The sequence below is a fragment of the Paraburkholderia sp. GAS199 genome, from assembly GCF_050436585.1.
Taxonomy (GTDB): Bacteria; Pseudomonadota; Gammaproteobacteria; order Burkholderiales; family Burkholderiaceae; genus Paraburkholderia.
In genome coordinates this window covers 991,192-1,013,645 of sequence record NZ_JBNDMM010000001.1, presented here as the reverse complement: position 1 = coordinate 1,013,645, position 22,454 = coordinate 991,192, and the positions used below count along the sequence as shown (strand labels likewise).

Genomic DNA, 22,454 nt, shown 5'->3' with positions numbered 1-22,454 from the left:
CGCCATGCTGATGACAGGATCGAAAACAATATTTGAAAAGCTCGTCCTGCAAGTTGGTACGGCACATCAAATCAATCAATGGAGACCTCACCATGAGCGAAAGCGCAACGGCAGGACATCCCAGCGGCAAAGCGATTTTCCGCGTGGTGGGCGGCGTATTTCTCGAAGGCTACGATTTCGTGGTCTACGGCTTTTACGCTTCGTCGATCGCCAAAGCCATGTTCCCGAGCCACGACCCGTTCATTTCGCTGATGATGGCATTCGTCACGTTCGGCATGGGCTTTCTGATGCGGCCCATCGGCGCGCTGGTGCTCGGCTCCTATATGGACACGCATGGCCGGCGCGCGGGACTGCTGCTGTCGCTCGGGATCATGGCGGTAGGCGTCCTGCTGCTGGCGCTCACGCCGAATTACGCTACCATCGGCCTCGCGGCACCCGTGCTGGTTGCAGTCGGGCGCCTGCTGCAAGGTTTCTCAGCCGGCGCGGAGTTGGGCGGCACGTCGGTCTATCTATCGGAAATCGCGCCGCCGGGACGGCGCGGCTTTTACGTTTCGTGGCAGCCCGCGAGCCAGCAACTCGCGGTGCTCCTCGCATCGGCGCTCGGAGTCGGTCTGCGCTTCATGCTGAGCGATACGCAGATGGACGCGTGGGGTTGGCGCATTCCGTTTCTGATCGGCTGCTCGATCATTCCGGTGATCTTTTCGATTCGTCGCTCGATCGAGGAATCGCATGTATTCATCGCACAAAGACGGCAGACCACCGGCGAACTGTTCCGCTCGCTGTTCGAGCATCGCCGGTTGGTGCTCTCGGCGGTCGTGCTGGTCACGCTCACCAGCATCATGTTCTATTTCATCACCGTCTATACGCCCACGTTCGGCCGCGTCGAATTGGGTCTCGCGCCAATCGACTCGTTCTGGGTGGCCGTGGGCGTGTCGATCGTCACGTTCATCATGATTCCGCTTTTCGCGATCGTGTCCGATCGTGTGGGACGCCGCCCGATGCTGGTCTGCTCGTCGCTGGTGATCGGGATCGTCGCCTATCCCGCGATGTTGTGGCTCGTCTCGAAGCCGTCGTTCGGCTCGCTGATGCTGGTGGAAGTGGGATTCGCGTTCCTGTACGCCGCTTATCAGTCGTCGCTGGTCGTCACGCTCACCGAGATGATTCCGGCCAATGTGCGCGGGACGGGTTTCTCATTGGCCTATAGTTTGTCGCAAGCGATTTTTGGCGGCTTCACACCGGTCGTCTGCACCATGCTGATCCACCTCACCGGCAACAAGGCGATTCCCGGCGTCTGGCTCGGCGCAGGCGCGCTGCTGGCACTCTGCGCGACCTTCCTCGTGGTGCCGGGCAAGCGCGCCGCCGCGCAGAAGGAACGCGCCGGACTCGTCACCGGCTACGACTGACGGCGAGCTGTCGCATCACGTCGCGGCATCGTTCGATCCCACCGAATCACGCTGTAACCGCAAAAATGGGCGCCTCAGGCGCCCATTTCGTTTGCTGCTCCTCGGATGAATCAGGTGAGTGCTTCCGCGCTGGCTCTTTCGTCATCCGCGACGCGCTGCGGTCGCGTCGCCCCGAGAGAGGCGATAAAGGCCAGCATCGCGGCGACGGCCAGCCATGCGCCAGGAACCGCCTTGTTGCCCGTCACGTGAATCATGGCCGTGCACATGAACGGAGTGAAGCCGCCGAAGATCGCCACCGACAGGCTGTACGCCAGCGAGAAACCCGTGCCGCGAATGTTGTCGGGAATGATCTCCGTCACCGCCACCACCAGCGACGCCTGCCAGCCCGAATACAACAGCGCGAAGCCCACTTCGACGATCATCAGCGCCCCGAACGACGGCGCCGCCACGAGCCATTGCATGGCCGGATAAGCGACCACCGCGATGGCGAGCGCCGATCCGGCCAGCATCGGCTTACGGCCCACCTTGTCCGACACGATCGCCATGAGCGGAATCATGATGAAGGTCGTGCTGGCGACGCAGGTCGTGACCCAGAAGGTGTCGATCGGCCGCAGACCGAGTTCGTGCAGACCGTAGGTCGGCGTATAGACGGTGATCAGGATAAACATGACAGGCGTCAGACTGATGAGCAGCGTGGCCCACAGCACCGTGCGCCAGCAGCGCGCGAGCGACAGGAACAACTCGCTCGTGGTTTGACGCTTCTGCGCGGTGAATACGTGCGACTCGACGATCGAGCGGCGAATCCACACCAGCACTGGAATGATCGAGCAGCCGACCAGCATCGGCACCCGCCAGCCCCACGAATCCATTTGCTCGGGCGTCAGCGCAAAACGAAGACCGACACCGAGTACCGCCGCCATCAGCACGCCGAGTTGCTGCGTGGCCGATTGCCAGGATACGTAGAATCCGCGGCGGCCGGGCGGCGCGATCTCGGCCAGATAAATCGACGCCCCGGCCGATTCAGCGCCTGCGGAGAATCCTTGCAGCAGGCGTCCGATCAGCACCAGCACGGGCGCGGCGAGTCCGATGGCCGCGTAGGTTGGCGTGACCGCGATCAACGTGATGCCGATCGACATCAGCGTGAGCGTGACGATCAGTCCCGCGCGCCGGCCGCACCGGTCGATGTAAGCGCCCAGCACGATGGCGCCGAGCGGCCGCATCAGAAAGCCCATGCCGAAGGTGGCGAGCGACAGCAGCAAGGACACGAGTGGATCGTCACTCGGAAACATCGCCTTCGCAATCGACGTGGCGTACAGGCCATACACCATGAAGTCGTACATCTCGAGAAAGTTGCCGCTGACGACACGCAAGATCGTGCGTGCCGGCGATTCCGTCCTTGCAGGGATGTCCATCGCTGCTGTCTCCATGAAGAGGTCGTGCGGTCAGAAAACGGGGCGTCGAAGCGGAAACGATGCGTCTTGCCGAGAACCGCCCATGACATGCAGCAAGGCTCGGCAACAGAGAGATGCCGCGAACACGGAAGGCGAAGCAATCGCATGGAGGTCATGTCGACCGAAACGCGAAGTCCTATTTTTTAGGAACAACGTCCCGCATTTGAGTTTACCTTATGACGTTTTCTCAGGCGCGACGTCATGGGGTATTCCCTGAACGTGCCAGTCGGAAGAGGAAATGAGGAAGGAAAAGAGGCGCGGCGAGGTTGCCACGCCGGGTTGCCGCGCCGCCGGCACAAGCTGGCCGGCGCGCGTTCGAAGACTACGGATCAGCCGCGATAACCCATCGCGCGCGAGACGCTCAACGCTGCTTCCTGCACAGCGGGCGTGAGTTCTTTCATACGCTTGAGACTCAGACGTTCGAGCGGTCCTGAAATGCCGATTGCGGCAATCGGTGCACTGAACGCGTCGAAGATCGGTGCCGCCACACCACCCACGCTCTCGCGCCACTCGCCGCGATTCATCGCGTAGCCGTTGGCCGCCGCGCGTGCGAGTTCCACCTTGAGGTCTTTCAGATCGGTGATGGTCGCCTTGGAATACGCGACGAGTTCCGGCAGATGACGGGCCACGTACTCAGGACCCTTGTACGCCAGCAGAATCTTGCCCGTCGCCACGCAATACGCCGGCGCGTGACCGCCGAGCGCCGAATACGCGCGCACCGGCTGCGGGCTGTCGATTTTGTCCACGTAGATCACTTCGCCGCCGTCGAGAATCGAGAGATGCACGGTTTCGCGCGTCAACTCGGCGAGCGCGTGCATCTGCGAGGTCGCGAACTGGCGCACGTCGACTTGCGCCATCTGCTTGGAGCCGAGTTCGAACAGCTTGAAGGTGCTGCGGTAATTGCCGCTCGCTTCGTCGCGGGTCGCATAACCGGCGTGCGCCAGGGTTTGCAACGTGCGATGCGTATTGCTTTTGGTCAGGCCGACCCGCTCGGCCAGTAACTGAATGGTGACGGCTTTGCCACTCTGGTCGGCGAGCGCCTCGAGTAGCATCAGGCCCTTGAGCAAAGTCTTGTCCATAGTCCTAAGGATTGGGATGTTGCGCCCATTCTACACCTGCATCTCACGCCGTCCAGTGCAACCTGAAGTCCCGCCTGTATCTGGCGGCGGGCGCCTGCGCGCATACCGTCGAGGCGTCTCACGAACACCCGGCACGACACGTTCAACGCGCCGCCGCTCCTGGAGTATTCCCCATAATTCAGGATTCGCGTTCTATATTTTGTTTACATCCTTCGAGCTTCGTTTCACAATGACATGAAGCAGTCGGACGGCGCGCGCCTTCGGCCCCGTCACCGGACCCACACGGCGCGGCTGCTACGTATTCAACTGTTAGTCGAGGACACGCAATGGATCTGCCTCTCCAGGGAATCAGAGTGATCGAGTTCTGCAATGTCGCCGCAGGGCCATTCTGCGGAATGTTGCTTGCCGACATGGGCGCAGATGTCATCAAGGTCGAGCATCCCAACGGCGGCGACACCTTGCGAGCGTGGCCTCCCATTTCTGAGGGCTACAGCGAGAATTTCGCCTCGCTGAACCGCAACAAGCGCTCGGTGACGCTGGATCTGAAAGACCCCGCGGATATCGATCAGGCGCGTCGTCTGATCGACAGCGCAGATGTACTGATCGAGAACAATCGCCCCGGCGTGATGGCGCGACTCGGGCTTGGCTACGACGAGATACGCCAACGTGTGCCGCGTATCGTCTACTGCTCGATCTCCGCGTATGGCCAGTCCGGTCCGCGCTCGCAGGAAGGCGGCTTCGATCTGACCGTGCAGGCCATGAGCGGCATCATGAGCATCACGGGCGAACCCGGCGGCGAGCCGGTCAAGTGCGGCGTGCCGCTCGCCGATTTTTCCGCGGGACTGTACGGTGCGTTTTCGATTGTCGCGGCATTGCGCGGCGCCGCGCAATCCGGTGTCGGCACGCACATCGACGTGCCCATGCTCGGCGCCACGCTGGCCATCGCCGCGCTGCAAACCTCAGAATATTTCGGCACCGGCCGCGACCCCGTCAAACTCGGCTCCGCTCATCCACGCAACGCGCCGTATCAGGCGTTCGCCGCGCGCGACACCTACTTCGGCATGGCGGCCGGCAACAATGCGCTATGGCATAGCGTCTGCGAAGTGGTCGGCCTGCCCGAACTGGAGAAAGACGAGCGCTATCTCACCACCACACTGCGCGCACAGCACCAGACCGATCTGCGCCAGACGCTCGAAGCCGTGTTCAGGCAGCACGATGCCACTCACTGGATCGAACAATTCCGCCGCGCCGGTGTGCCGTGCGCGCCGATCAATACGTATTCACAGGTTCTCGCCGACGCGCAGGTCGAACATATGCAATGGGTACAACCGGTCGAACTACCCAACGGCGTCTCGACTCGTACCTTTGTTTCGCCCGTGCGTTTCTCCGGGGAAACGCCGGGCATTCGACTGCGTCCGCCCGCGCTCGGCGAGCACAACGACGAACTGCTCAGCCGCACCAGCACGGAGGTCGATGCATGAGTGTCCTGTCCATCGACAAACACGACAGCCACTGGGCATTCACGCTCAACCGTCCCGATAAGCTCAACGCGCTGTCCGCCGACCTGGTCGACGCCCTCCTCGACGGCCTCGACGCCGCCGCGCGCGAAGCCGTTCCCGTGCTGACGCTGCGGGGCGAAGGCCGCTGTTTCAGCGCCGGCTTCGATATGAACGGTGTCGAGCAACAGAGCGAAGGCGATCTGCTGCTGCGTTTCGTCCGCATCGAAATGCTGCTGCAACGCATCGCCGCTTCGCCCTGCTTCACCATTGCGTTGTCGCACGGCCGGAACTTCGGCGCGGGTGTCGATCTGATCGGCGCGTGCAATCTGCGGGTAGCCGCGCCGGGTTCCACCTTCCGCATGCCGGGCCTGAAGTTCGGCCTCGTGCTGGGCACGGCCCGTTTCGCGCGCATCGTCGGCCATCAGGCGGCGAAACGGATTCTGGAGACCGCTGAAACCTTCGACGCCGACCGCGCGAGCGCACTAGGCTTTATCGAACGGATTGCATCGCCGGAAGATCACGACGCCATCGTTGCCGAAGTGGTAGACCGTGTCAGCGCGCTGCCTCCCGAAAGCCGCGCCTTGCTGCATCAGGCGCTCGACGCGGAAACACCGGACGCGGATCTGGCGGCGCTGGTGCGCTCGGCCGCTGCGCCCGGTCTTCATCAGCGGATCGAGGCTTATCTGCAAGCCGGCAAGCCAGTCAAGAGCGCCGCCGCTTAACACCAAGCCACACGCCACGAGCCGCGAGTCGCCGCCCGGCAGAGGTACGCACGTGCGCGCGTGCTTCTCGACATCGGCCCGCTTCAGATGGAGGACGACATGGGTTCCGGATTCCCCGACAAACACAAGCAGGTCTCGCTCGCCGAGATGGTCGCACGCATTCCCGATGGCGCGTCGCTCGGCCTCGGCGGCAGTTTCCTGCATCGCGGCCCGTTCGCCTTCGTGCGCGAACTGATCCGCCAGAACAAGCGCAATCTCGAAGTCATCAAGCAATCGCCTGGTTATGACATCGACATTCTGAGCCGCGCCGGTGTGGCGAGCCGCACGCGTTGCGGGATTGTCGCGATGGAAGGCAACTTCGGGCTCGCGCCGTACTACCGGCGCGCAGTCGAACAAGGCGCGCTGAAACTCGAAGAACACTCGTGCGCGAGCCTCACCGCCGGGCTGCGCGCCGCCGCGTTCGGCGTGCCGTTCATGCCGTGCGGCGGCCTGCACGGCAGCGAACTGACGCGCGTCAACGGCTGGCAATGTCTCGACGACCCCTACGGCAGCGATCAGCGCACGTGGGTGATTCCCGCCATCACGCCCGACTACGCGGTGATCCACGCGTCGTGTGTGGACCGCTCCGGCAACGTGCGAATCGCCGGTACTTATCACTGGGACCGCATCATGAGCCGGGCCGCGAAGAGCGTGCTGGTGATCGCCGAAACGATCTCCGACGAAGACTTCTCCGCGCAACCGGAACTCACCGTGGTTCCTTATTTCATGGTCGAACAGTTCGCCGTGGTGCCGAACGGCGCATGGCCCGGCTCGTGCTGGCCGCTGTACGAAATCGACTATCCGGCAGTGGAAGCCTATCTACCCGACGGCGACGCGGCGCTCGCCGCGCATCTGGCCGCCGCCCCCGAAATGGAGCTCGCTCATGGCTGACGACTGGTCCGGCTTCTCCTATATCGTGACGAATCTCGCGCGCTTCATCCGGCCCGACGAGATCACCTTCAGCGGCGTCAATTCCACGTTGCCCATGCTGGCCTGTCTGCTTGCCAAGCGTGCATACGACTGGGATTTCGTCTATCTCAACGTGGCGGGTGGCGTCGACCCGACACCTTCGAAGATTCCCATCTCCAGTTCCGATCCGGTGCTGGCCGAAGGCTCGGCCTCGATCTTCGCCAATGAAGATTTCTACGACCTGTGCACGCGCGGCCGCATGGACCTGACCTTTCTCGGCGCGGCGCAAATCGACGGTGCCGGCTGCGCGAACAACTCGTGCATCGGCGCGTGGGAGCATCCGAAAGTACGTCTGCCGGGCGGCGGCGGCGGCGCGGTCATGCTGCCCACCGCGAAGCGCGCCTGCACCTGGCGCACCGAACACTCGCGCCGCACGCTAGTCGAGAAACTCGATTTCGTCACTTCGTGGGGCGGCATGCATGGCGTCGTGACGCCGATCGCCGTGTTCGTCAAACGCGACGACAGACTGGCGCTGCAATCGTGGCACCCGGCGGTGAGCATCGACGAAGTCCGCGAACGCACCGGCTTCGCGTTCGACGCGCGCGGAGCCGAGCCGACCCAGCCGCCCACCGCACGCGAACGCGATGCACTGCGCTCGCTCGACCCCGACGGCCGCTTCGAACGCGATGCCGCCATCAAACTGAGGTAAGGCCGTGGCGATTCCGACGATTCTCGATCTGGGCGCACGCCCCGCGACGCTCGCCGAAGCGTTCGATACGTTCTGGCAAACGCCACAGGTGCGCTCCCTCACGGCGTTAAGCGATGGCACGCGCAGTTTGACCTATGCCGAGCTGGAAAGCCGCACGCGCGCGATTGCCGCGCGACTGCACGCAAACGGCGCACGTCCCGGCGCAACGCTCGCCATCGGCATGGAACGCTCGCTGGATGCCGTGCTCGTGCTGCTCGCAGCGATTCGCGCGGGCCTCAGTCCATGCGTGCTCGAACCCCGCCTCGCCGACGACGAAGCGCGCGCACGCGTGACGGCTACCGGCGCCGCGTGGCTCGTTCACGATGACAATCACACGGCGCTCGCCGCGCAAGGCGACGGTACTTGCGCCGCGCTGCATGTCACGACGTTAGAAGCAACCGAGCCGACAGAATCCGACGCAAGCCTTGCGCTTCCCACGCTGGAAACACCCGCGTTGCTGCTGTTCACCTCGGGCAGCACCGGTCAGCCTAAAGTCGTGCAACTCTCGCAATCCGCCCTGCTCAATAACGCGCTCGGCGTCATCGCCATGAGTGCGCTCGACAGCGATGACCGTCTGTTGCATGTCATGCCGATCTATCACACCAACGGCGTGAACAACCAGCTGATTGCGCCGTTGCTGGCAGGCAGCACGGTCGTGTTCTGCGCACGCTTTCGCGCCGAAGACATGCCGGGCCTCATCGACCGTCATCGGCCCACCATCATTACCGGTGTGCCGACCATGTATTCGCGCATGCTGGGGCAATCGTTCGACCGCGCAGCGCTCGCGGGCTTGCGGATGGCGCGCTGCGGTTCGGCGCCGATCACCGAAGCGCTGCATCGCGAGGTCGAAGACAAACTCGGCTGCCCGCTGGTGGTTTCGTACGGTCTCTCGGAAGCCACCTGCACGAGCACGCTCAATCCGCCGCAGGCGCGACGTATTGGTTCGGTCGGCAAGGTGCTGGCGGGACAGCGTGTCGAACTGCGCACCGCCGATGGCACCATGAGCGCGGCGCCGGGCGTCGAAGGCGAAATCTGCATCGCGGGCGCGAGTCTCATGACAGGCTATCTGGGCGCGGCCGACGCCACCTCGCGCGCGGTCACCGACGGCTGGCTGCGCACCGGCGACCTCGGCCGCTTCGACGACGCCGGTTATCTCTACGTGACGGGGCGCATCAAGGACGTGATCATTCGCGGCGGCGAGAATCTCTCGCCACGTCTGATCGAAAACGCGATCACGAGCGCGCTCGCCGTGTCGGGATGTTGCGTGGTCGGCAAGGCCGATCGCGATCTCGGCGAAGTGCCGGTCGCGTTCGTCGTGGCCGGCAACGTGGCGCAACCGCTCGACGCTGAACAGATCCGGGACGCCGTGCGTCAACGCCTGTCGCGTGTCTATGTGCCGCACGAGGTCTATTTCGTCGACGCGCTGCCGGAAACCGCCGTCGGCAAGATCGATCGCAAGGCGCTGGTCGCCCGTCTCGCGGCGGCCGACTTCGTGGCGAACGAAGTTCAGCCGATATATCAGCCGTTGTAGAAGCGGCGCCCCGCATCACGCAACCATAGCCGCACGAGATGCCGCTTGCGTTCCGCTTCCGGATAGTCGACGAAGCCGGTGCGGCGGTGTCCGCAACGCTGGTTGTCGACAATCTGGATCTGCCCCGGCTCGAAGAAAAATTCACGGCACCATTGACGCTCGCGCATCACGGCTTCCAGCGTTTCGAGCGCGTCGAGCCCTTCCTGATCGAGCGTCGCGCCAGCCATCCGGTAGCCGTTGACCACATGCACATGTGAGAGCCGGCAACGCAGGTGTCCGTCTTCGTAATGAAACAGCGGGTGGCTGATAAGCCGCGGATCGTCCGGTGCATGTTCGCGCTGACGGTCGAAAATGTACGGCTGATAGAGCCGTTCGAGCAAGGCCGGATGCCGCTCGATCATCTGGTTGTACACGGTATAAAAGCTCACCACGCTGCTGATGCCGCCTTCCAACGCTGGTTGCAGACACAGCAACGCGACATATTCCGGCGGATACAGGTTATAGCTGTTGTCCGTGTGAAAGTTCTGCTCGGCATTGGTCACGTCGGGGCGCACGCCGTTGCCGGGCGGTTTGCCGAGATCGCGCACGTCGTAGATCATCTTGCCGTCCCAGCTTTGGGCGACCGGCCGCGCCACCATTTGCGAGAGCAACCAGTAGATGTTTCTTGCGTCGTCCTTGCTGTAATCGTCGAGCGGCAATTTGTCGATGATCACGAAACCCGGTCCCTGCCCCAGCATCTGCGTGGCTTCCGCCATCATCGCGCGACAGTGGTCGAGTTCGAAATCCTTCTCCTGCAGCAACAGGGTCGGCAGCGGGTTGGCGCGCAACAGTTCCACGAGCGCATCCAGTTCGCGCCGGCACGCAGCGCTCAGGCGGATCATGCCGTCGTCCGGCGTGAGACTCGCCGAGGTCCACGTGATCGGACCGCCAAACGGCTCCATCCGCACCTGTGACGCGTGCTGCCAGGTCGTGTCATCCAGTACCGCCAGCGCTTCCGACATGTCTTCCTCCTTGTGGTCAGCTTGTATTCGTCATTAAGCTTATGGAGTCGCGCGCGGCCATGAAAGCGAGTAATTTCGATGCGCCTTGATCGAAACTTGCGATCGACCGCGTGCCGCAATGCAGCACTTCCCCGCATCGCCTGAGGACACGTCAGATGGAAATACGCCAGTTGCAGACTTTCCTGCGCATTGTCGAAACCGGTAGTTTTGCTGCCGCCGCCGATGCCTTGCACGCGACGCAATCCACCGTATCCGCCCGGGTGCGCGAACTCGAACGGTCGCTCGGCGTGGCGCTGTTCGATCGCAGCCAGCATCGTGCCCAACTGACCGCCAAGGGCAGCGAACTGGTGGCGCTCGCGCGGCAGATGGTGCTGCTCGGCGCGCAGATTCGCGAGCGCATCGGCGCGAGCGACGCGCTTGCCGGTACGCTGCGCCTCGGCGTCGTCGGACTGGTTGCCGCGACCTGGCTGCCGATGCTGATGAGCGCGATGCGGGCGCGTTATCCACGCGTCTCGATAGCCATCGAGGTGGCACTGACCAACACCTTGATCGAGCGCGTGCGCCTTGGCGAACTTGAGGTGGCGATCGTCACCGGGCCCTTGCACGAACCGGCCTTCGAACATGTTCATCTCGGCTATGACGCTTTTGCGTGGATGGCCGCGCCCGCGCTGATACCGCCGCAATCGCCATCGCAATCCATTGCGCCCTTACGCGCCGCCGATCTGACGCGCTGGCCGATCCTGGGCTTGTCGGCGGCCTCGCATCACTATCCGGTTATCGAGCGCTGGTTTCGCGATGCGAGCGTGACGTACCAGCCGGTGATTTCCTGCAGCAATGTGCGGGTACTCGCCGATCTGACCATCGCCGGACTCGGCGCGAGCTTGCTGCCGGTCAACGCCTATGCCGCCGATATCGCCACTGGCCGTCTGCGGGTTATCGATACCGAGCCGAAACCGGAACAGGTCGAGTTCGTCGCGCTGCATCGGCCGCATCCGGCCGATCCGCTGGCCAGCGCCCTCGCCGGCCTTGCCAGCGAACTCGCCGAAGCCGGCGCGCTGCGCTCAGCGGCCGCAGATTAAGCGGCAACGTGAGCAGCCGCGTGAAACCCAGTGACGACGCCGATGCGTGCAGGGAAACCCCGAGTTTCGTCACCAATGCTTGACCCTCATCGCCGTATGATGCGAGCCTTGAATAAGGATCACCATTTAGTTTTTTAATCCTGTCATTTAGGATTTTAGAACTGCCCACACGTGAACCGCTTTCTTTTCCGATCAGGAGCATGTCAGATGTTCAAGGCAATCCTGCTGGACCGGCAAGACGATCGCACCCTCGCCAGCGTGACCGAGCTCGACGAGAGTCGCTTGCCCGACGGCGACGTGACAGTGCGTATCGACTACTCGACGCTTAACTACAAGGACGGTCTCGCCATCACCGGCAAAGGTCCGGTCGTGCGCAAATTCCCGATGGTGCCGGGCATCGACTTCGCGGGCATCGTCGAAACGAGCAGCGACCCACGTTATCGTCCCGGCGACGCGGTGCTGCTGAACGGCTGGGGCGTCGGTGAGACGCATTGGGGCGGACTGGCACAGAAAGCGCGCGTGAAGGCCGACTGGCTGCTGCCGCTTCCCGAGGGCGTCGGCGCGCGACATGCGATGGCAATCGGCACGGCCGGCTACACGGCCATGCTGTGCGTCCTCGCAATCGGGGCGCACGGCGTCACACCCGGTCAGGGCGACGTGCTGGTGACCGGCGCGAACGGCGGCGTGGGCGGCGTGGCGATCCGCTTGCTCGCGCAACGCGGCTATCGGGTCGTCGCGTCAACCGGGCGGCTCAACGAGGCCGATCATCTCAAGGCGCTCGGTGCCGCGGATGTGATCGACCGCAACGAACTCTCGTCGCCCGGCAAGCCGCTGGTCAAGGAGCGCTGGGCTGCCGTGGTCGATAGCGTCGGTAGTCATACGCTCGCCAACGCGTGCGCGGCAACCCGCTACGGCGGCATTGTCACCGCTTGTGGACTGGCGCAAGGCATGGACTTTCCCGCCACCGTGGCGCCGTTTATCTTGCGCGGCGTCACGCTGCGTGGCATCGACAGCGTGATGGCGCCGTTCGCGATCCGTCAGCAGGCGTGGCAGGCACTCGCTGACGAACTGCCCGCAACCGCGCTCGATGCGCTGGTGCGCGAAGTGCCGCTCGCCGACGCAATCGCGCTGGCCGCCGAACTGCTGGCCGGTCAGGTGCGCGGCCGCGTGATCGTCGACGTCAACGCGTAATCGTCGAGTTCACGATACTCACACAGGCTGCATCCTATGGCGCGCGGCCTGCCTTTCTTATCAAAGGACATTGCAACCATGGACGAACCGGTCACGTACGAATCGCACGATCACATCGCGCAGATCACGATCAACCGCCCGCATCGCATGAATGCCATCGACGACCACGTCGAGATCGGTCTCGCCCATGCATGGCGGCGCTTCAACGCCAGCGACGACCGCGTGGCGATCCTCACGGGCGCGGGCGACGCCGCATTCTCCTCGGGCCGTGACCGCGACGCGACCGGCGTGCCTGAATATCGCAAGTTCGCGCCGGGCGTCGATATTGCCGTGGAGAAGCCGGTTATCGCGGCAGTCGCGGGATGGTGTGTGGGCGGCGCGCTGACGCTGGTGCAGATGTGCGATCTATGCGTGGCTGCCGAGAATGCGAAGTTCATCTACCCGGAAGTCAAAGTCGGCTTCGCGGGCGGCCTGGTTGGCTCGCTGGCCGTGCGCATTCCCCACAAGATCGCAATGGAGTTGATGCTGCTGGGCGAACCGGTCGGCGCGCAACGCGCCTATGAGGTCGGCTTCGTGAATCGCGTGGTGCCGGTGGGTCAGCAGGTGGCCGAGGCGCGCGCGCTGGCGGCGAAAATGGTGAATCACGCACCGCTCGTGCTGCGCATGCTCAAACACTTCGCCAACGAAACGATCCCGAAAGGTCCCGTGGAACGTGCGTCGGAAGCACTCCGCGAAACCGACCGGCTGTTCGCCAGCGAAGACTATCGCGAGGGCCTCGACAGTTTCATGCAGAAGCGCACCCCGCATTTCACCGGCAAATAAGCGGACCGACCTTTCGCCTCGCGCGTGCGCCCCGATTCGTCGGGCGACGCGCGCTGTGCTCAGTCATCGTGCGTGAATTAGCCTGGATGGTCACGCGGTACGCTGCGCCGCCAACGCCTCGATCACCCGTCTCGCCACCAGGTTGCACACGCGCGTTTCCGATTCCTCGGTCACACCCGCGATATGCGGCGACACCAGCAGATTCGGGGCGCCCACCAACGGCGACCGTGCGCCAAGCGGCTCCGTGTCGAACACGTCGAGCGCCGCGCCGGCCAGATGACCATCGCACAAGGCACGAGCCAGAGCGGCTTCATCGACGATGCCGCCGCGTGCTGCATTGATCAGGATCGCGCCGGGTTTCATCGCCGCCAGCGCGCGCGCATCGAACAGGTTGCGCGTGCCGGCCGTGAGCGGCATATGCAGACTGACGACGTCGCTCGTGGCGAGCAGTTCGTCGAAGCTCACGGCGCGCACATCATTTCCCGCGATCGTGGCGGCCGATGTGCTGTTGTCGCAGGCGATCACCTTCATGCCGAGCGCCGCGCCGAGTCGCGCGGTCTCACGGCCAATCGAACCGAAGCCGACAATGCCGAGCGTCCTGCCCGCGACTTCGTGACCCTGCACCAGCGCCGCGCGTGGCCACTCGCCGGCGAGCACCGACGCACTCGCGGCAAACCACGGACGCAGGAGCATCAGTGCGGCCGTCACCACGTATTCCGCCACGGCCAGCGCGTTGGCACCGGTTGCCGGAATGACCTCAATGCCACGCGCCGCACATCCTTCCAGATCGATATTGTCGAGCCCCACGCCGAGCCGGCCCACGACACGGCAACGCGTCAGCGCGTCGAGCAGTTTGCCGCGCACCTGCGTGCGATTGCGCACGATCAGACAGTCCGCTTGCGGCGCTGCGCGCAGCAACGCCGGCAAATCGGTCACCAGCGTGGGTTCGTAGATCACCTCGTGCTGGCGCGCCATCGCGGCACGCGACTCGGCGGTCATCAGGTCTGGAATGAGGATCTTCATGGCGGCTCCGTAGCGTCAGGCGCGCTTGTATTGCAGCAGGCCGCCCATGACTTTCGGCGGATGCGCGAGGATCGCTTCCTCTATTGGATCGGTGCCCCAACCCGGACGGTCCGGAATGATCAGCTCGCCGTTCTGATACTCCGGTGCGTGCGTGAACAGTTCGTCTTCCCAGGCAAGCCGGTCGATGTCGGTCTCCATGATGCGCAGATTCGGCACTGCCGCCGCAAAGCTCGCGTTGATCATCGTGCACAAGTGCCCGTAAAAGTTGTGTGGGGCAATGTTCACGTCATGCGCGTCGGCGAAGGCCGCGATCTTCATCGACTGCCACACGCCGTTCCATATCGTATCGACGATCGCGACATCCACCGCATCGGCATCGAGGAACGGTTTGAACTCGCGAATGCCAAACAACGTTTCGCACGAACTGATCGGGTGCGGACTATGGTTGCGCACGTAAGCAAGTGCCTGCGGCGAATAACTGTCGATCTCCACCCAGAACAGTTCGAAGTCCGCGAGTTCGCGCAGGATCTTCAGATAGCCTTCCGGCTTCGCGTTGAAGTTGAGATCGAGCAGAATCTCCACGTCCGGCCCGGCGCCGTCCCGCAAAGCCTCCAGATGCGCGCGCAGATTACGCAGTATCTTGCGATCCACGTTCAGCGCGGGCTGGAACGGCACGCCGAAACCCGGACGCCATGCGTGTAACGGGCCGTCGTCGTGAATGAAAATGTTCGTCTTGATGGCGCGGAACTGGCGTTCGCGCGCTTCTTCGGCGGTACGCTTAACGCCATCCAGATCGGTGACGGGCGGCCCGAAGAAGCGTGGATGGTTGATGCGCCAGGTCGGGCAATGCGACCAGTACACCGGCACCCGGTCGCGCAACTTGCCGCCGAGCAGTGCATAGCACGGCACGCCGAGCGTTTTCGCCTTGGCGTCGAGCAGGGCATTTTCGATCGCGCCGATTCCTTCGCTGACCACGCCGCCGGTCGCCGGGCGTGTGAGACAGTAGGCCTCGGCGAAGAACCGCTCGTGCTCCATCACCGAGGCGCCGATCAGGCGTTTGCCCAGTTGCTCGATCACGGCGGTGACGCCCGGCGAGCCGAAACCTTCGTCGAATTCGCTCCAGCCGACGATACCGTCGTCGGTGGTGATCTTCACGAAATGGTAGTTGCGCCAGCCCGCGTCGCAGCAGAGCGTGTCGATCGAAACAACTTTCATTGCGCCTCCGTCAGCATGCAAAGTGGCGTGGCTCGTCGCGCGCGCCAGCGTTAATCAGGCGATGAGCAAACGTGTATCAGTCCAGATGCAGGTTCAGTTCCTTGGCGACCTTGCCCCACTTCGTCAACTCCGCGTTGACGAACTGCTGGAACTGCGCCGGCGTGCTGCCCACCGGAATCGCGCCGAGCGGTTCGAGCTGTTTCTTCACCTCGGGCGACTGCATTGCCTTGTCGATCTCCGCGCCGAGTTTGCTGACGATGTCGGGCGGCGTGCCGGCCGGCACGAATACGCCGTACCACGAGGTCACCTCGTAACCCGGCACGCTTTCAGCCACCGCAGGCATCTCCGGCGCCAGCGGCGAACGTTGCGCGCTCGTGACCGCGATGCCCGTCAACTGACCGTTGCGGATATACGGCAGCGCTTCGTTGACGATCGCCACGCTCTCGCGTCCGCCGATCGTGTCCTGAATAGCCGGAATGCCGCCCTGATACGGAACCTCGGTGATCTGCACACCCGCCATGCGCTTGAACAATTCGCACGACAGATACGGACTCGTGCCGACGCCTGAAGTTGCGCAACTCGCCTTGCCAGGATTCTGTTTGGCATAGCTGATGAATTGCGCAAGCGTGGTGATTTTCAACGCGGGATTGACGGCGAAATAGTTCGGCACGTTGACCACTTGCGACACCGGAATCAAATCCTTGCGAATGTCGTAGAGCGGCTTTTTGTAGAAGTAATCGTTGAGCACATTGGCAATGCTGCCCATCAGGATCGTGTAGCCATCGGGCTTGGCTCTCGCGACGAATTGCGTGCCGAGCATGCTGCCGGCGCCCGGCCGGTTTTCGACGATGACATGCGTGCCCAGGGTCGCGGTGAGTTTCGCCGCGACGATGCGCCCGAGCACATCGGTATTGCCGCCTGGCGGAAACGGCACCACCAGGGTGATCGGATGATCGGGCCATTCCGCGTGCGCGGCCACCGACCAGGGCAAGGCAATCGCCGCTGCGGCCATCAACAGACCGTAGCGAAGCGTGTGGGAGAACCGCTGCAAAATTCGAGCCGTCATGATGCTGTCTCCATTGCCAGCGTCGTGGCCGGCGGTGTTGATTTATTTTTTCTGTAGTCCTATATTTCAGTACGAAAAACCTAAATATTGTAGGCCAAAAATTCTGTCACGCCAGCGCGATACGCGCAAATTCATGGTTTACCCACGATGGCACCAACCGACTCCGCGATGAACAACCTTCCCATGTTCGAACTGACCGACGCACAACGCGAGTTGCAGCAAAACGCTCGCCATCTGGCCGTGACGGCGATTGCACCGCATGCGGCAGAAACCGACCGCAGCGAAGCCTACCCGTGGCATACGGTCGAGGCTTTGCGCGAACATCGACTGATGGGCATGACGCTGCCACCGGAATATGGCGGCAGGGGCGCAAGCTATTTCGACGCCGTGCTCGTGATCGAAGAACTCTCGAAGGTCTGCGCCGCTTCGGGCCGCATCATGGTCGAATCGAACATGGGCGCGATCGGCGCGATCATGAAATACGGATCGCACGAGCAGAAACAACTCGCGGCGAGGCTGGTGCTGGCCGGCGACAAGCCCGCCATCTGCATCACGGAACCGCAGGCCGGCAGCGCCGCCAGCGACATGCAGACGCGCGCCGAACGGCACGGCGATACGTGGCTTCTGACCGGCTGCAAGCACTGGATTACCGGCGGCGGTGTGTCGAAACTGCACTTCGTGTTTGCACGCGCCATCGAAGACGGCAAGGACACGGGCATCGCCGGCTTTATAGTCGAAGGACCGGACGTGCCGGGCATGTCGATCCGGCGCATCCCGGCAATGGGCATCCGCGGCATTCCCGAGGCCGTCATTGAATTCGACGGTGTACGCGTGCCGCACGACATGAAAGTGACGCCACCGGGACGCAGTGAAGCGGGCTTCGGCGGCCTGATGAACGCATACAACGCCCAGCGTGTCGGCGCGGCTACCGTGGCGCTCGGCATCGCGCAAGGTGCCTTCGATCTCGCGCTCGAGTATGCAAAGCGGCGCGAGCAGTTCGGGCGTCCCATCGCCGAATTTCAGGGCTTGCAATGGATGCTCGCGGATATGTCGATCCAGCTCGAAGCCGCGCGCCTGATGGTCTGGAAGGCGGCAACCTCGGGCCGCTCGTCGGGCAGCGAATTCCCGTCGATGTTCGCCGCCGCGCAGGCCAAGATCGCCGCCGCCGAGACTGCCATCAAGGTGACCAACGACGCACTGCAGATTCACGGCGCGGCGGGTTACGGCCGCGACCTGCCGCTCGAACGAATGGTGCGCGACGCTCGCATGTTCACGATTTCGGGCGGCACGGCGCAGGTTCTTCGCACTCAGGTAGCGAGTACCCTGCTCGGACAGAAGCTCTCGCAACGGCGCGGCGGCTGACACTGGCCTCGGCCGGCGTCGGGTGCGCGCTTTATCCACGCACTTTATCCGCGCGCTTCATCCCATAACAGTCCGCTCGTTGTCCGCTCAGCGTCCAATGAACTTCGGCGCGCGCTTTTCGCGTTGCGCGAGCAGGCCTTCTTTCTTGTCCTCGCTGTTCGCGACCATTTCCATGTCGCGGCGTGTACAGCCGAAGCGTTCGGTCGGCCCATGCGCGAGTACGCCTTCGTTGACGAAGCGCTTGAGCGTAGCCAGCACGAGCGGCGCAAGACCCGCGAGTTCGCGCGCCATCGCGAGCGCCGCTTCCACGTGCTGACCGTTCGGCACCAGCTGATTGACGAGGCCCGTCTGATACGCGCGCTCGGCGCCGACCGGTCGCGCGAGCAGCATCATTTCCATCGCGACCTTGTGGGGGATGCGTGCGGCGAGGCCGGCAATCATGCCCTGCGTCGTGCCGAGCCGCGCTTCCGGGTAATAGAATTTGGCGTCTTCGGTGGCCACCAGCAGATCGGCCATCATCGCCATCACCAGACCGCCGCCCACACACCAGCCCGATACCGCGCAGATCACGGGTTTCTCGGTGGTGATGCCGACCGTCGGCACGCAACGCCATAGCTCGGGCATGTCGCTGACGTCGGCACCCGCGGTGAAAGCCGCCGTGCCGGCGCCCGTCAATACCGCGACACGCTGGTTCGACCGGTCGAACTCGGCGAACGCATTTTGCAGTTCGACCGCTGTGCTGGCGGAAATCGCGTTGCGGCGCGCTTCGCGATTGATGGTGAAGAGCGACACGCCGTCGTCGAAATGTTCGATCAGCAGATTGTCAGGCTGGCTCATACAAGCGCTCCTTTGCAATAAAGACAAGAGATCTCACGCGGGCTCAGCCGATCCGCAGCCGGCCGTCCACGGCCCAGCAACCGGTATGGCCGACGATCAATGGATTGATATCGAGTTCGAAGTCGCGATCGCCGAGGTCGGCGGCGAGCCAACTCACTCGCACGATCGCGTCGACGACCTGGTGGAGCGCGAGCCGTCTTCCGCGATAACCGTCGAGGATCTTCCACACCGGCAGCGTTTCGAGCAGCGCCAGCACCCGGTCGGCTCCGACTGGCGCCGAAGCGATGGCGCGCTGAGCGAGCAGTTCAACCAGGACGCCGCCCGCGCCGAACACGACGATCGGACCGAACTGTGCGTCGCGCCGCGCGCCGACGATCAACTCCAGTTCGCCCTCGATCTGCGCCTGCACCGACACGCCATCGATGCGCGCGTCGGGCATCGCTCGACGCGCCGATGCCGTGATCCGGCCGAAGGTCTCGCGCACCGCCGCTTCGTCGGCCACGCCGATCGCCACGCCGCCTACGTCGCTCTTGTGCACGATGTCGGGCGAGACGATTTTCATCACCACCGGAAAGCCGGTTCGTATCGCGTAACGCACCGCTTCGTCCGCGTCGGCGGCCACGCTCCCCACGTTGGTCGGTATGCCGTAACGCTGGAACAGCGCCTTGCTGCGGTCTTCATCGTAGATGCCGGATTCAGGCGCGGCGGATGCGGGCGGCAAATCGGCCGGGCGCGTGGGCGTAGTGAACTCACGCCGCTGACCATAGCGCCGCCATGTGGCCCACACGCCGACCGCTTCGTCCATTGAATTGGTGTAGGGCACACCGTGCTCGCGCAACAGTTCACGCAGCGGTTCGCTGGTCGTACCCGCTTCGACGGCGAATAGCGCCGGCTTGCCAGCCATGCCCGGCTCGCTCGCGAATGGCGAGGGCAGCGCCAGCACGAGTTCCCGCAGCAAGGGAAACGGCGCCATCGTGACCGGGGCGAAAATGCCGTCGGTCTGGGGGTCGTCCTGCAAGGCGGCCATCGTGTCGCGCGCCGCCACTGCCGGGTCGGGCGAAATGCGCGCACCGAAATCGACCGGATTGCCGTTCTGTCCGTGCGTGTAGTGAGCGTCGAGCGCGGTTCGCGTTGTCGCGCTGAATTCCGCGAGCGGCACGCCGTGCTCATGCAGCGCGTCGCAGGCGAGCGCGCCGCCACCGCCCGAGGGTGTGACGATGGCAAGCCGATCCACCTTGCGCCCCGGATAACGCACCATCGACGCGGCCAGCGTCATCATGGCGCCGATATCGTTCATCAGTACGATGCCCGCCTCCGCGCACACCGCCTCGAACACCGCATGATTGCCCGCGATGCTCGCGGTATGCGAGAACGCCGCGCGGCTGCCGGCTTCGGTACGTCCCGACTTCACCGCGAGCCACGGCTTGCCGGCCGCACGCGCACGTGCGGCCGCGGCGAGGAACCGCTGCGTATTCTTCACGCCTTCGATATACGTGCAGATCACCTGCGTATCGGGATCGTCGGCAAGGAATTCGACGAAATCGGCAAGTTCGAGATCGGCCTGATTACCCACCGAAATACCGTGACTGAAGCCAATGCCATGCGCCCACGCGCGATCGAAGAATGCCGTCATGAGCGCGCCGCTCTGGCTGACCAGACCGATCGGCTGCTGCGGCAACTCGGGAATTTCCAGGATCGGCGACGAACACGCGGCGAGCCGGTTGGCAGCGCTGATCAAGCCAAGACAGTTTGGCCCGATCAGCCGCATGCCGTGCTCGTGCGCAATTCTGACCAGCTCGTTTTCGGTGGCACGCCCTTCGTCGCCGACATCCGAAAAGCCCGCGGTAATGATCAGGCCGCAGCGAATGCCCATCTTCGCGGCCGCCTCGATGGACGGTTTGACGAAGGGTTGCGGCACGGTCAGCACGACCATGTCGGGGACGGTCGGCAGCGCGTCGAAATCCGCATAGGCCTTCAGATCGAATAGCGTGTCGCGTTTCGCGTTGATCGGATAGATGGCGCCTGCGAAGCGGTGGCGCAGCACCATGCGCAACAACCGGCCGCCGAACTTCGACTGGTCTTCCGAGGCGCCGACTATCGCGATGGAAGCGGGACGTAGCAAGCGCGCGATGTGCGCGCTGCCGGCTAACGGGAGTCTTTCCACCTGGCGTGTCTCCTTGGCTTCGCCCCTGCCCGGCGACACATACGCCGGTGCGGTGCGGGTGCATTCTGGAATCGCGCCATCTATCGGGTGAATGGCGCCATGCGAGCCGGTCGTCATTTTCCCGGCATACCCAGTATCGACCCGCCAACGCAGGGTTGCCATGTGTTCCGGAATACGGAACATCGATGAATTTCTGCGGTGTTGGCCTATTGTTAGGGAACGGCCGTGCGCACCAGCCGGGCGTGCACGCGCGATTGCGGCCCTCGCGGGTCGCGACGCCGCGGTGCGCAACGGGCGGATCAAAATATCAAGGAGACATTCGTGAACAGATTCAGGCTCAGGCGCGCGATGGCGATCGCCGCGCTGTCTCTCCCGTTCTGCCCCGTGACCGGCCATGCCGATTCCCCTTACCCCAACCGGCCGATTCGCATGATCGTCCCGTTCGTGCCGGGCGGCGCGTCGGACAATCTGGCGCGCGCACTTGCCGCGGAACTCACGAAAAAGCTCGGCCAGAACGCCATCGTCGAGAACAAGCCGGGCGCGGGCACGGTGATCGGCTCGCAGTACGTCGCCCATGCCGAACCCGACGGCTACACGTTGTTGTGGGCCACCGCGCCGCTCGCGATCAACGCCACGCTGATGAAGCATCTGCCCTACGACACGCTGAAAGACCTGACTGCCGTGGTGGACGTGGCGTCCTCGCCGGAAGTGCTGGTGGTCAACAAGTCGCGCAACATCACCACGCTCGCGCAACTGATCGACACGGCGAAGAAGAATCCCGGCAAGCTCACGTACGGATCGTCGGGCATCGGCGGCTCGCCGCATCTGGCTACCGTGGTTTTCGCCAACGACGCCGGCATCAAACTCACGCACGTGCCGTATCAGGGCTCGGCACCGGCCGTCACGGCCGCCATGTCCGGCCAGGTCGATATGGTCATCGACACGTTTCTCACCTGTCTGCCGGGCATTCAGGCCGGCACGCTGATTCCGCTGGCGCAGACCGAAGCGAAACGCGCCAGCCCGCTGCCGAACGTGCCGACCATGCAGGAATCCGGCATGAAGGGTTATCAGGCGAGCGCGTGGTTCTCGCTGCTTGCACCGTCGAAAGTGCCCAAGCCGATCATCGACAAGCTGAACCAGGCGGTCAACGAGATCATCCAGCAACCGAAATTCCAGCAGCTCTTTGCCAAGCAGGCGATCTTCATGGTCGGCGGCACACCCGAAGCCGCCGAAGCGCATTTGCGCAACGAGGTGCAGCGCTGGCAGACTGCCGTGAAGGAATCGGGCGCGTCGATCGATTGATCCACCACCCT

The 22,454-nt window shown here is 63.7% G+C and carries 19 protein-coding genes; 11 read left to right on the top strand and 8 right to left on the bottom strand.

The annotated features are described in order from the left end of the window. Window positions 1-92 precede the first annotated feature (92 nt). A complete protein-coding gene (gene tcuC / locus P3T18_RS04420; protein WP_429298686.1) occupies window positions 93-1,403 on the top strand; it encodes a tricarballylate/proton symporter TcuC in 1,311 nt (436 codons plus the stop codon). A 110-nt stretch (window positions 1,404-1,513) separates the two neighbouring features. Here tcuC (P3T18_RS04420) and tcuC (P3T18_RS04415) read toward each other — a convergent pair whose 3' ends face one another. Together tcuC (P3T18_RS04415) and P3T18_RS04410 are read right to left on the bottom strand one after the other, a co-directional pair. Further along, window positions 1,514-2,815, bottom strand: coding sequence for a tricarballylate/proton symporter TcuC (gene tcuC / locus P3T18_RS04415; RefSeq protein ID WP_429298685.1), 1,302 nt, complete (start codon window positions 2,813-2,815; stop codon window positions 1,514-1,516). 368 nt (window positions 2,816-3,183) lie between these two features. Next, window positions 3,184-3,933, bottom strand: coding sequence for an IclR family transcriptional regulator (locus P3T18_RS04410; protein ID WP_429298684.1), 750 nt, complete (start codon window positions 3,931-3,933; stop codon window positions 3,184-3,186). 326 nt (window positions 3,934-4,259) lie between these two features. On the opposite strand from P3T18_RS04410, the gene P3T18_RS04405 reads away from it, so the two are divergent. From P3T18_RS04405 to P3T18_RS04385, 5 genes are all read left to right on the top strand, one after another. After that, window positions 4,260-5,414, top strand: a complete 1,155-nt coding sequence (locus tag P3T18_RS04405; RefSeq protein WP_429298683.1) for a CaiB/BaiF CoA transferase family protein — start codon at window positions 4,260-4,262, stop codon at window positions 5,412-5,414. Beyond that, window positions 5,411-6,154, top strand: coding sequence for an enoyl-CoA hydratase/isomerase family protein (locus tag P3T18_RS04400; RefSeq protein ID WP_429298682.1), 744 nt, complete (start codon window positions 5,411-5,413; stop codon window positions 6,152-6,154). Before P3T18_RS04405 ends, P3T18_RS04400 begins: the two co-directional genes overlap by 4 nt. 99 nt (window positions 6,155-6,253) lie before the next feature. After that, complete coding sequence (locus tag P3T18_RS04395) at window positions 6,254-7,084, top strand: CoA transferase subunit A (RefSeq protein ID WP_429298681.1); 831 nt, start codon at window positions 6,254-6,256, stop codon at window positions 7,082-7,084. Next, on the top strand, window positions 7,077-7,811 hold the full coding sequence (locus tag P3T18_RS04390) for a CoA-transferase subunit beta (RefSeq protein WP_429298680.1): 735 nt from the start codon (window positions 7,077-7,079) through the stop codon (window positions 7,809-7,811). Before P3T18_RS04395 ends, P3T18_RS04390 begins: the two co-directional genes overlap by 8 nt. Window positions 7,812-7,815: 4 nt before the next feature. Next, window positions 7,816-9,381: a class I adenylate-forming enzyme family protein gene (locus tag P3T18_RS04385; RefSeq protein ID WP_429298679.1), complete on the top strand. Its 1,566-nt coding sequence runs from the start codon at window positions 7,816-7,818 to the stop codon at window positions 9,379-9,381. Here the strand turns inward: P3T18_RS04385 and P3T18_RS04380 are convergent. Further along, window positions 9,369-10,382: a TauD/TfdA family dioxygenase gene (locus P3T18_RS04380; protein WP_429298678.1), complete on the bottom strand. Its 1,014-nt coding sequence runs from the start codon at window positions 10,380-10,382 to the stop codon at window positions 9,369-9,371. The two genes, P3T18_RS04385 and P3T18_RS04380, sit on opposite strands and share 13 nt — an antisense overlap. 155 nt (window positions 10,383-10,537) lie before the next feature. Here P3T18_RS04380 and P3T18_RS04375 point away from each other — a divergent pair, with 155 nt between their 5' ends. From P3T18_RS04375 to P3T18_RS04365, 3 genes are all read left to right on the top strand, one after another. Next, window positions 10,538-11,461, top strand: coding sequence for a LysR family transcriptional regulator (locus P3T18_RS04375; RefSeq protein ID WP_429298677.1), 924 nt, complete (start codon window positions 10,538-10,540; stop codon window positions 11,459-11,461). A 207-nt stretch (window positions 11,462-11,668) separates the two neighbouring features. Further along, entirely contained in the window at window positions 11,669-12,652 is a 984-nt protein-coding gene (locus P3T18_RS04370; protein WP_429298676.1) for an MDR family oxidoreductase, read from the top strand. A gap of 78 nt (window positions 12,653-12,730) precedes the next feature. Continuing rightward, window positions 12,731-13,474, top strand: a complete 744-nt coding sequence (locus tag P3T18_RS04365) for an enoyl-CoA hydratase/isomerase family protein (protein ID WP_429298675.1) — start codon at window positions 12,731-12,733, stop codon at window positions 13,472-13,474. Between the two features lie 90 nt (window positions 13,475-13,564). Here P3T18_RS04365 and P3T18_RS04360 read toward each other — a convergent pair whose 3' ends face one another. The 3 genes from P3T18_RS04360 to P3T18_RS04350 form a co-directional block, all read right to left on the bottom strand. Continuing rightward, a complete protein-coding gene (locus P3T18_RS04360) occupies window positions 13,565-14,497 on the bottom strand; it encodes a hydroxyacid dehydrogenase (RefSeq protein WP_429298674.1) in 933 nt (310 codons plus the stop codon). Window positions 14,498-14,512: 15 nt separating this feature from the next. Further along, window positions 14,513-15,712, bottom strand: a complete 1,200-nt coding sequence (locus P3T18_RS04355; protein ID WP_429298673.1) for a mandelate racemase/muconate lactonizing enzyme family protein — start codon at window positions 15,710-15,712, stop codon at window positions 14,513-14,515. Window positions 15,713-15,788: 76 nt separating this feature from the next. After that, the gene (locus P3T18_RS04350) at window positions 15,789-16,778 is read right to left on the bottom strand and encodes a tripartite tricarboxylate transporter substrate binding protein (protein ID WP_429298672.1); all 990 of its coding nucleotides are present in this window, start codon (window positions 16,776-16,778) and stop codon (window positions 15,789-15,791) included. Between the two features lie 183 nt (window positions 16,779-16,961). Here P3T18_RS04350 and acdA point away from each other — a divergent pair, with 183 nt between their 5' ends. After that, window positions 16,962-18,140, top strand: coding sequence for a 3-sulfinopropanoyl-CoA desulfinase (gene acdA / locus P3T18_RS04345; RefSeq protein WP_429299037.1), 1,179 nt, complete (start codon window positions 16,962-16,964; stop codon window positions 18,138-18,140). A gap of 87 nt (window positions 18,141-18,227) precedes the next feature. Here acdA and P3T18_RS04340 read toward each other — a convergent pair whose 3' ends face one another. Next, window positions 18,228-18,977 (bottom strand): enoyl-CoA hydratase/isomerase family protein, encoded by a 750-nt coding sequence (locus P3T18_RS04340; protein ID WP_429298671.1) that lies wholly within the window; start codon window positions 18,975-18,977, stop codon window positions 18,228-18,230. Between the two features lie 43 nt (window positions 18,978-19,020). Next, on the bottom strand, window positions 19,021-21,141 hold the full coding sequence (locus P3T18_RS04335) for an acetate--CoA ligase family protein (protein ID WP_429298670.1): 2,121 nt from the start codon (window positions 21,139-21,141) through the stop codon (window positions 19,021-19,023). 321 nt (window positions 21,142-21,462) lie between these two features. Here P3T18_RS04335 and P3T18_RS04330 point away from each other — a divergent pair, with 321 nt between their 5' ends. After that, window positions 21,463-22,443, top strand: a complete 981-nt coding sequence (locus P3T18_RS04330; protein ID WP_429298669.1) for a tripartite tricarboxylate transporter substrate binding protein — start codon at window positions 21,463-21,465, stop codon at window positions 22,441-22,443. Window positions 22,444-22,454: the final 11 nt, after the last annotated feature.

Excerpts from the sequence above, each read along its gene's own strand:
- tcuC (WP_429298685.1), bottom strand. The coding sequence starts at position 2,815 with ATGGACATCCCTGCAAGGACGGAATCGCCGGCACGCACGATCTTGCGT.
- P3T18_RS04410 (WP_429298684.1), bottom strand. The coding sequence starts at position 3,933 with ATGGACAAGACTTTGCTCAAGGGCCTGATGCTACTCGAGGCGCTCGCC.
- P3T18_RS04405 (WP_429298683.1), top strand. The coding sequence starts at position 4,260 with ATGGATCTGCCTCTCCAGGGAATCAGAGTGATCGAGTTCTGCAATGTC.
- acdA (WP_429299037.1), top strand. The coding sequence starts at position 16,962 with ATGTTCGAACTGACCGACGCACAACGCGAGTTGCAGCAAAACGCTCGC.
- tcuC (WP_429298686.1), top strand. The coding sequence starts at position 93 with ATGAGCGAAAGCGCAACGGCAGGACATCCCAGCGGCAAAGCGATTTTC.
- P3T18_RS04395 (WP_429298681.1), top strand. The coding sequence starts at position 6,254 with ATGGGTTCCGGATTCCCCGACAAACACAAGCAGGTCTCGCTCGCCGAG.
- P3T18_RS04360 (WP_429298674.1), bottom strand. The coding sequence starts at position 14,497 with ATGAAGATCCTCATTCCAGACCTGATGACCGCCGAGTCGCGTGCCGCG.
- P3T18_RS04365 (WP_429298675.1), top strand. The coding sequence starts at position 12,731 with ATGGACGAACCGGTCACGTACGAATCGCACGATCACATCGCGCAGATC.
- P3T18_RS04390 (WP_429298680.1), top strand. The coding sequence starts at position 7,077 with ATGGCTGACGACTGGTCCGGCTTCTCCTATATCGTGACGAATCTCGCG.
- P3T18_RS04370 (WP_429298676.1), top strand. The coding sequence starts at position 11,669 with ATGTTCAAGGCAATCCTGCTGGACCGGCAAGACGATCGCACCCTCGCC.
- P3T18_RS04355 (WP_429298673.1), bottom strand. The coding sequence starts at position 15,712 with ATGAAAGTTGTTTCGATCGACACGCTCTGCTGCGACGCGGGCTGGCGC.
- P3T18_RS04380 (WP_429298678.1), bottom strand. The coding sequence starts at position 10,382 with ATGTCGGAAGCGCTGGCGGTACTGGATGACACGACCTGGCAGCACGCG.
- P3T18_RS04400 (WP_429298682.1), top strand. The coding sequence starts at position 5,411 with ATGAGTGTCCTGTCCATCGACAAACACGACAGCCACTGGGCATTCACG.
- P3T18_RS04375 (WP_429298677.1), top strand. The coding sequence starts at position 10,538 with ATGGAAATACGCCAGTTGCAGACTTTCCTGCGCATTGTCGAAACCGGT.
- P3T18_RS04350 (WP_429298672.1), bottom strand. The coding sequence starts at position 16,778 with ATGACGGCTCGAATTTTGCAGCGGTTCTCCCACACGCTTCGCTACGGT.
- P3T18_RS04340 (WP_429298671.1), bottom strand. The coding sequence starts at position 18,977 with ATGAGCCAGCCTGACAATCTGCTGATCGAACATTTCGACGACGGCGTG.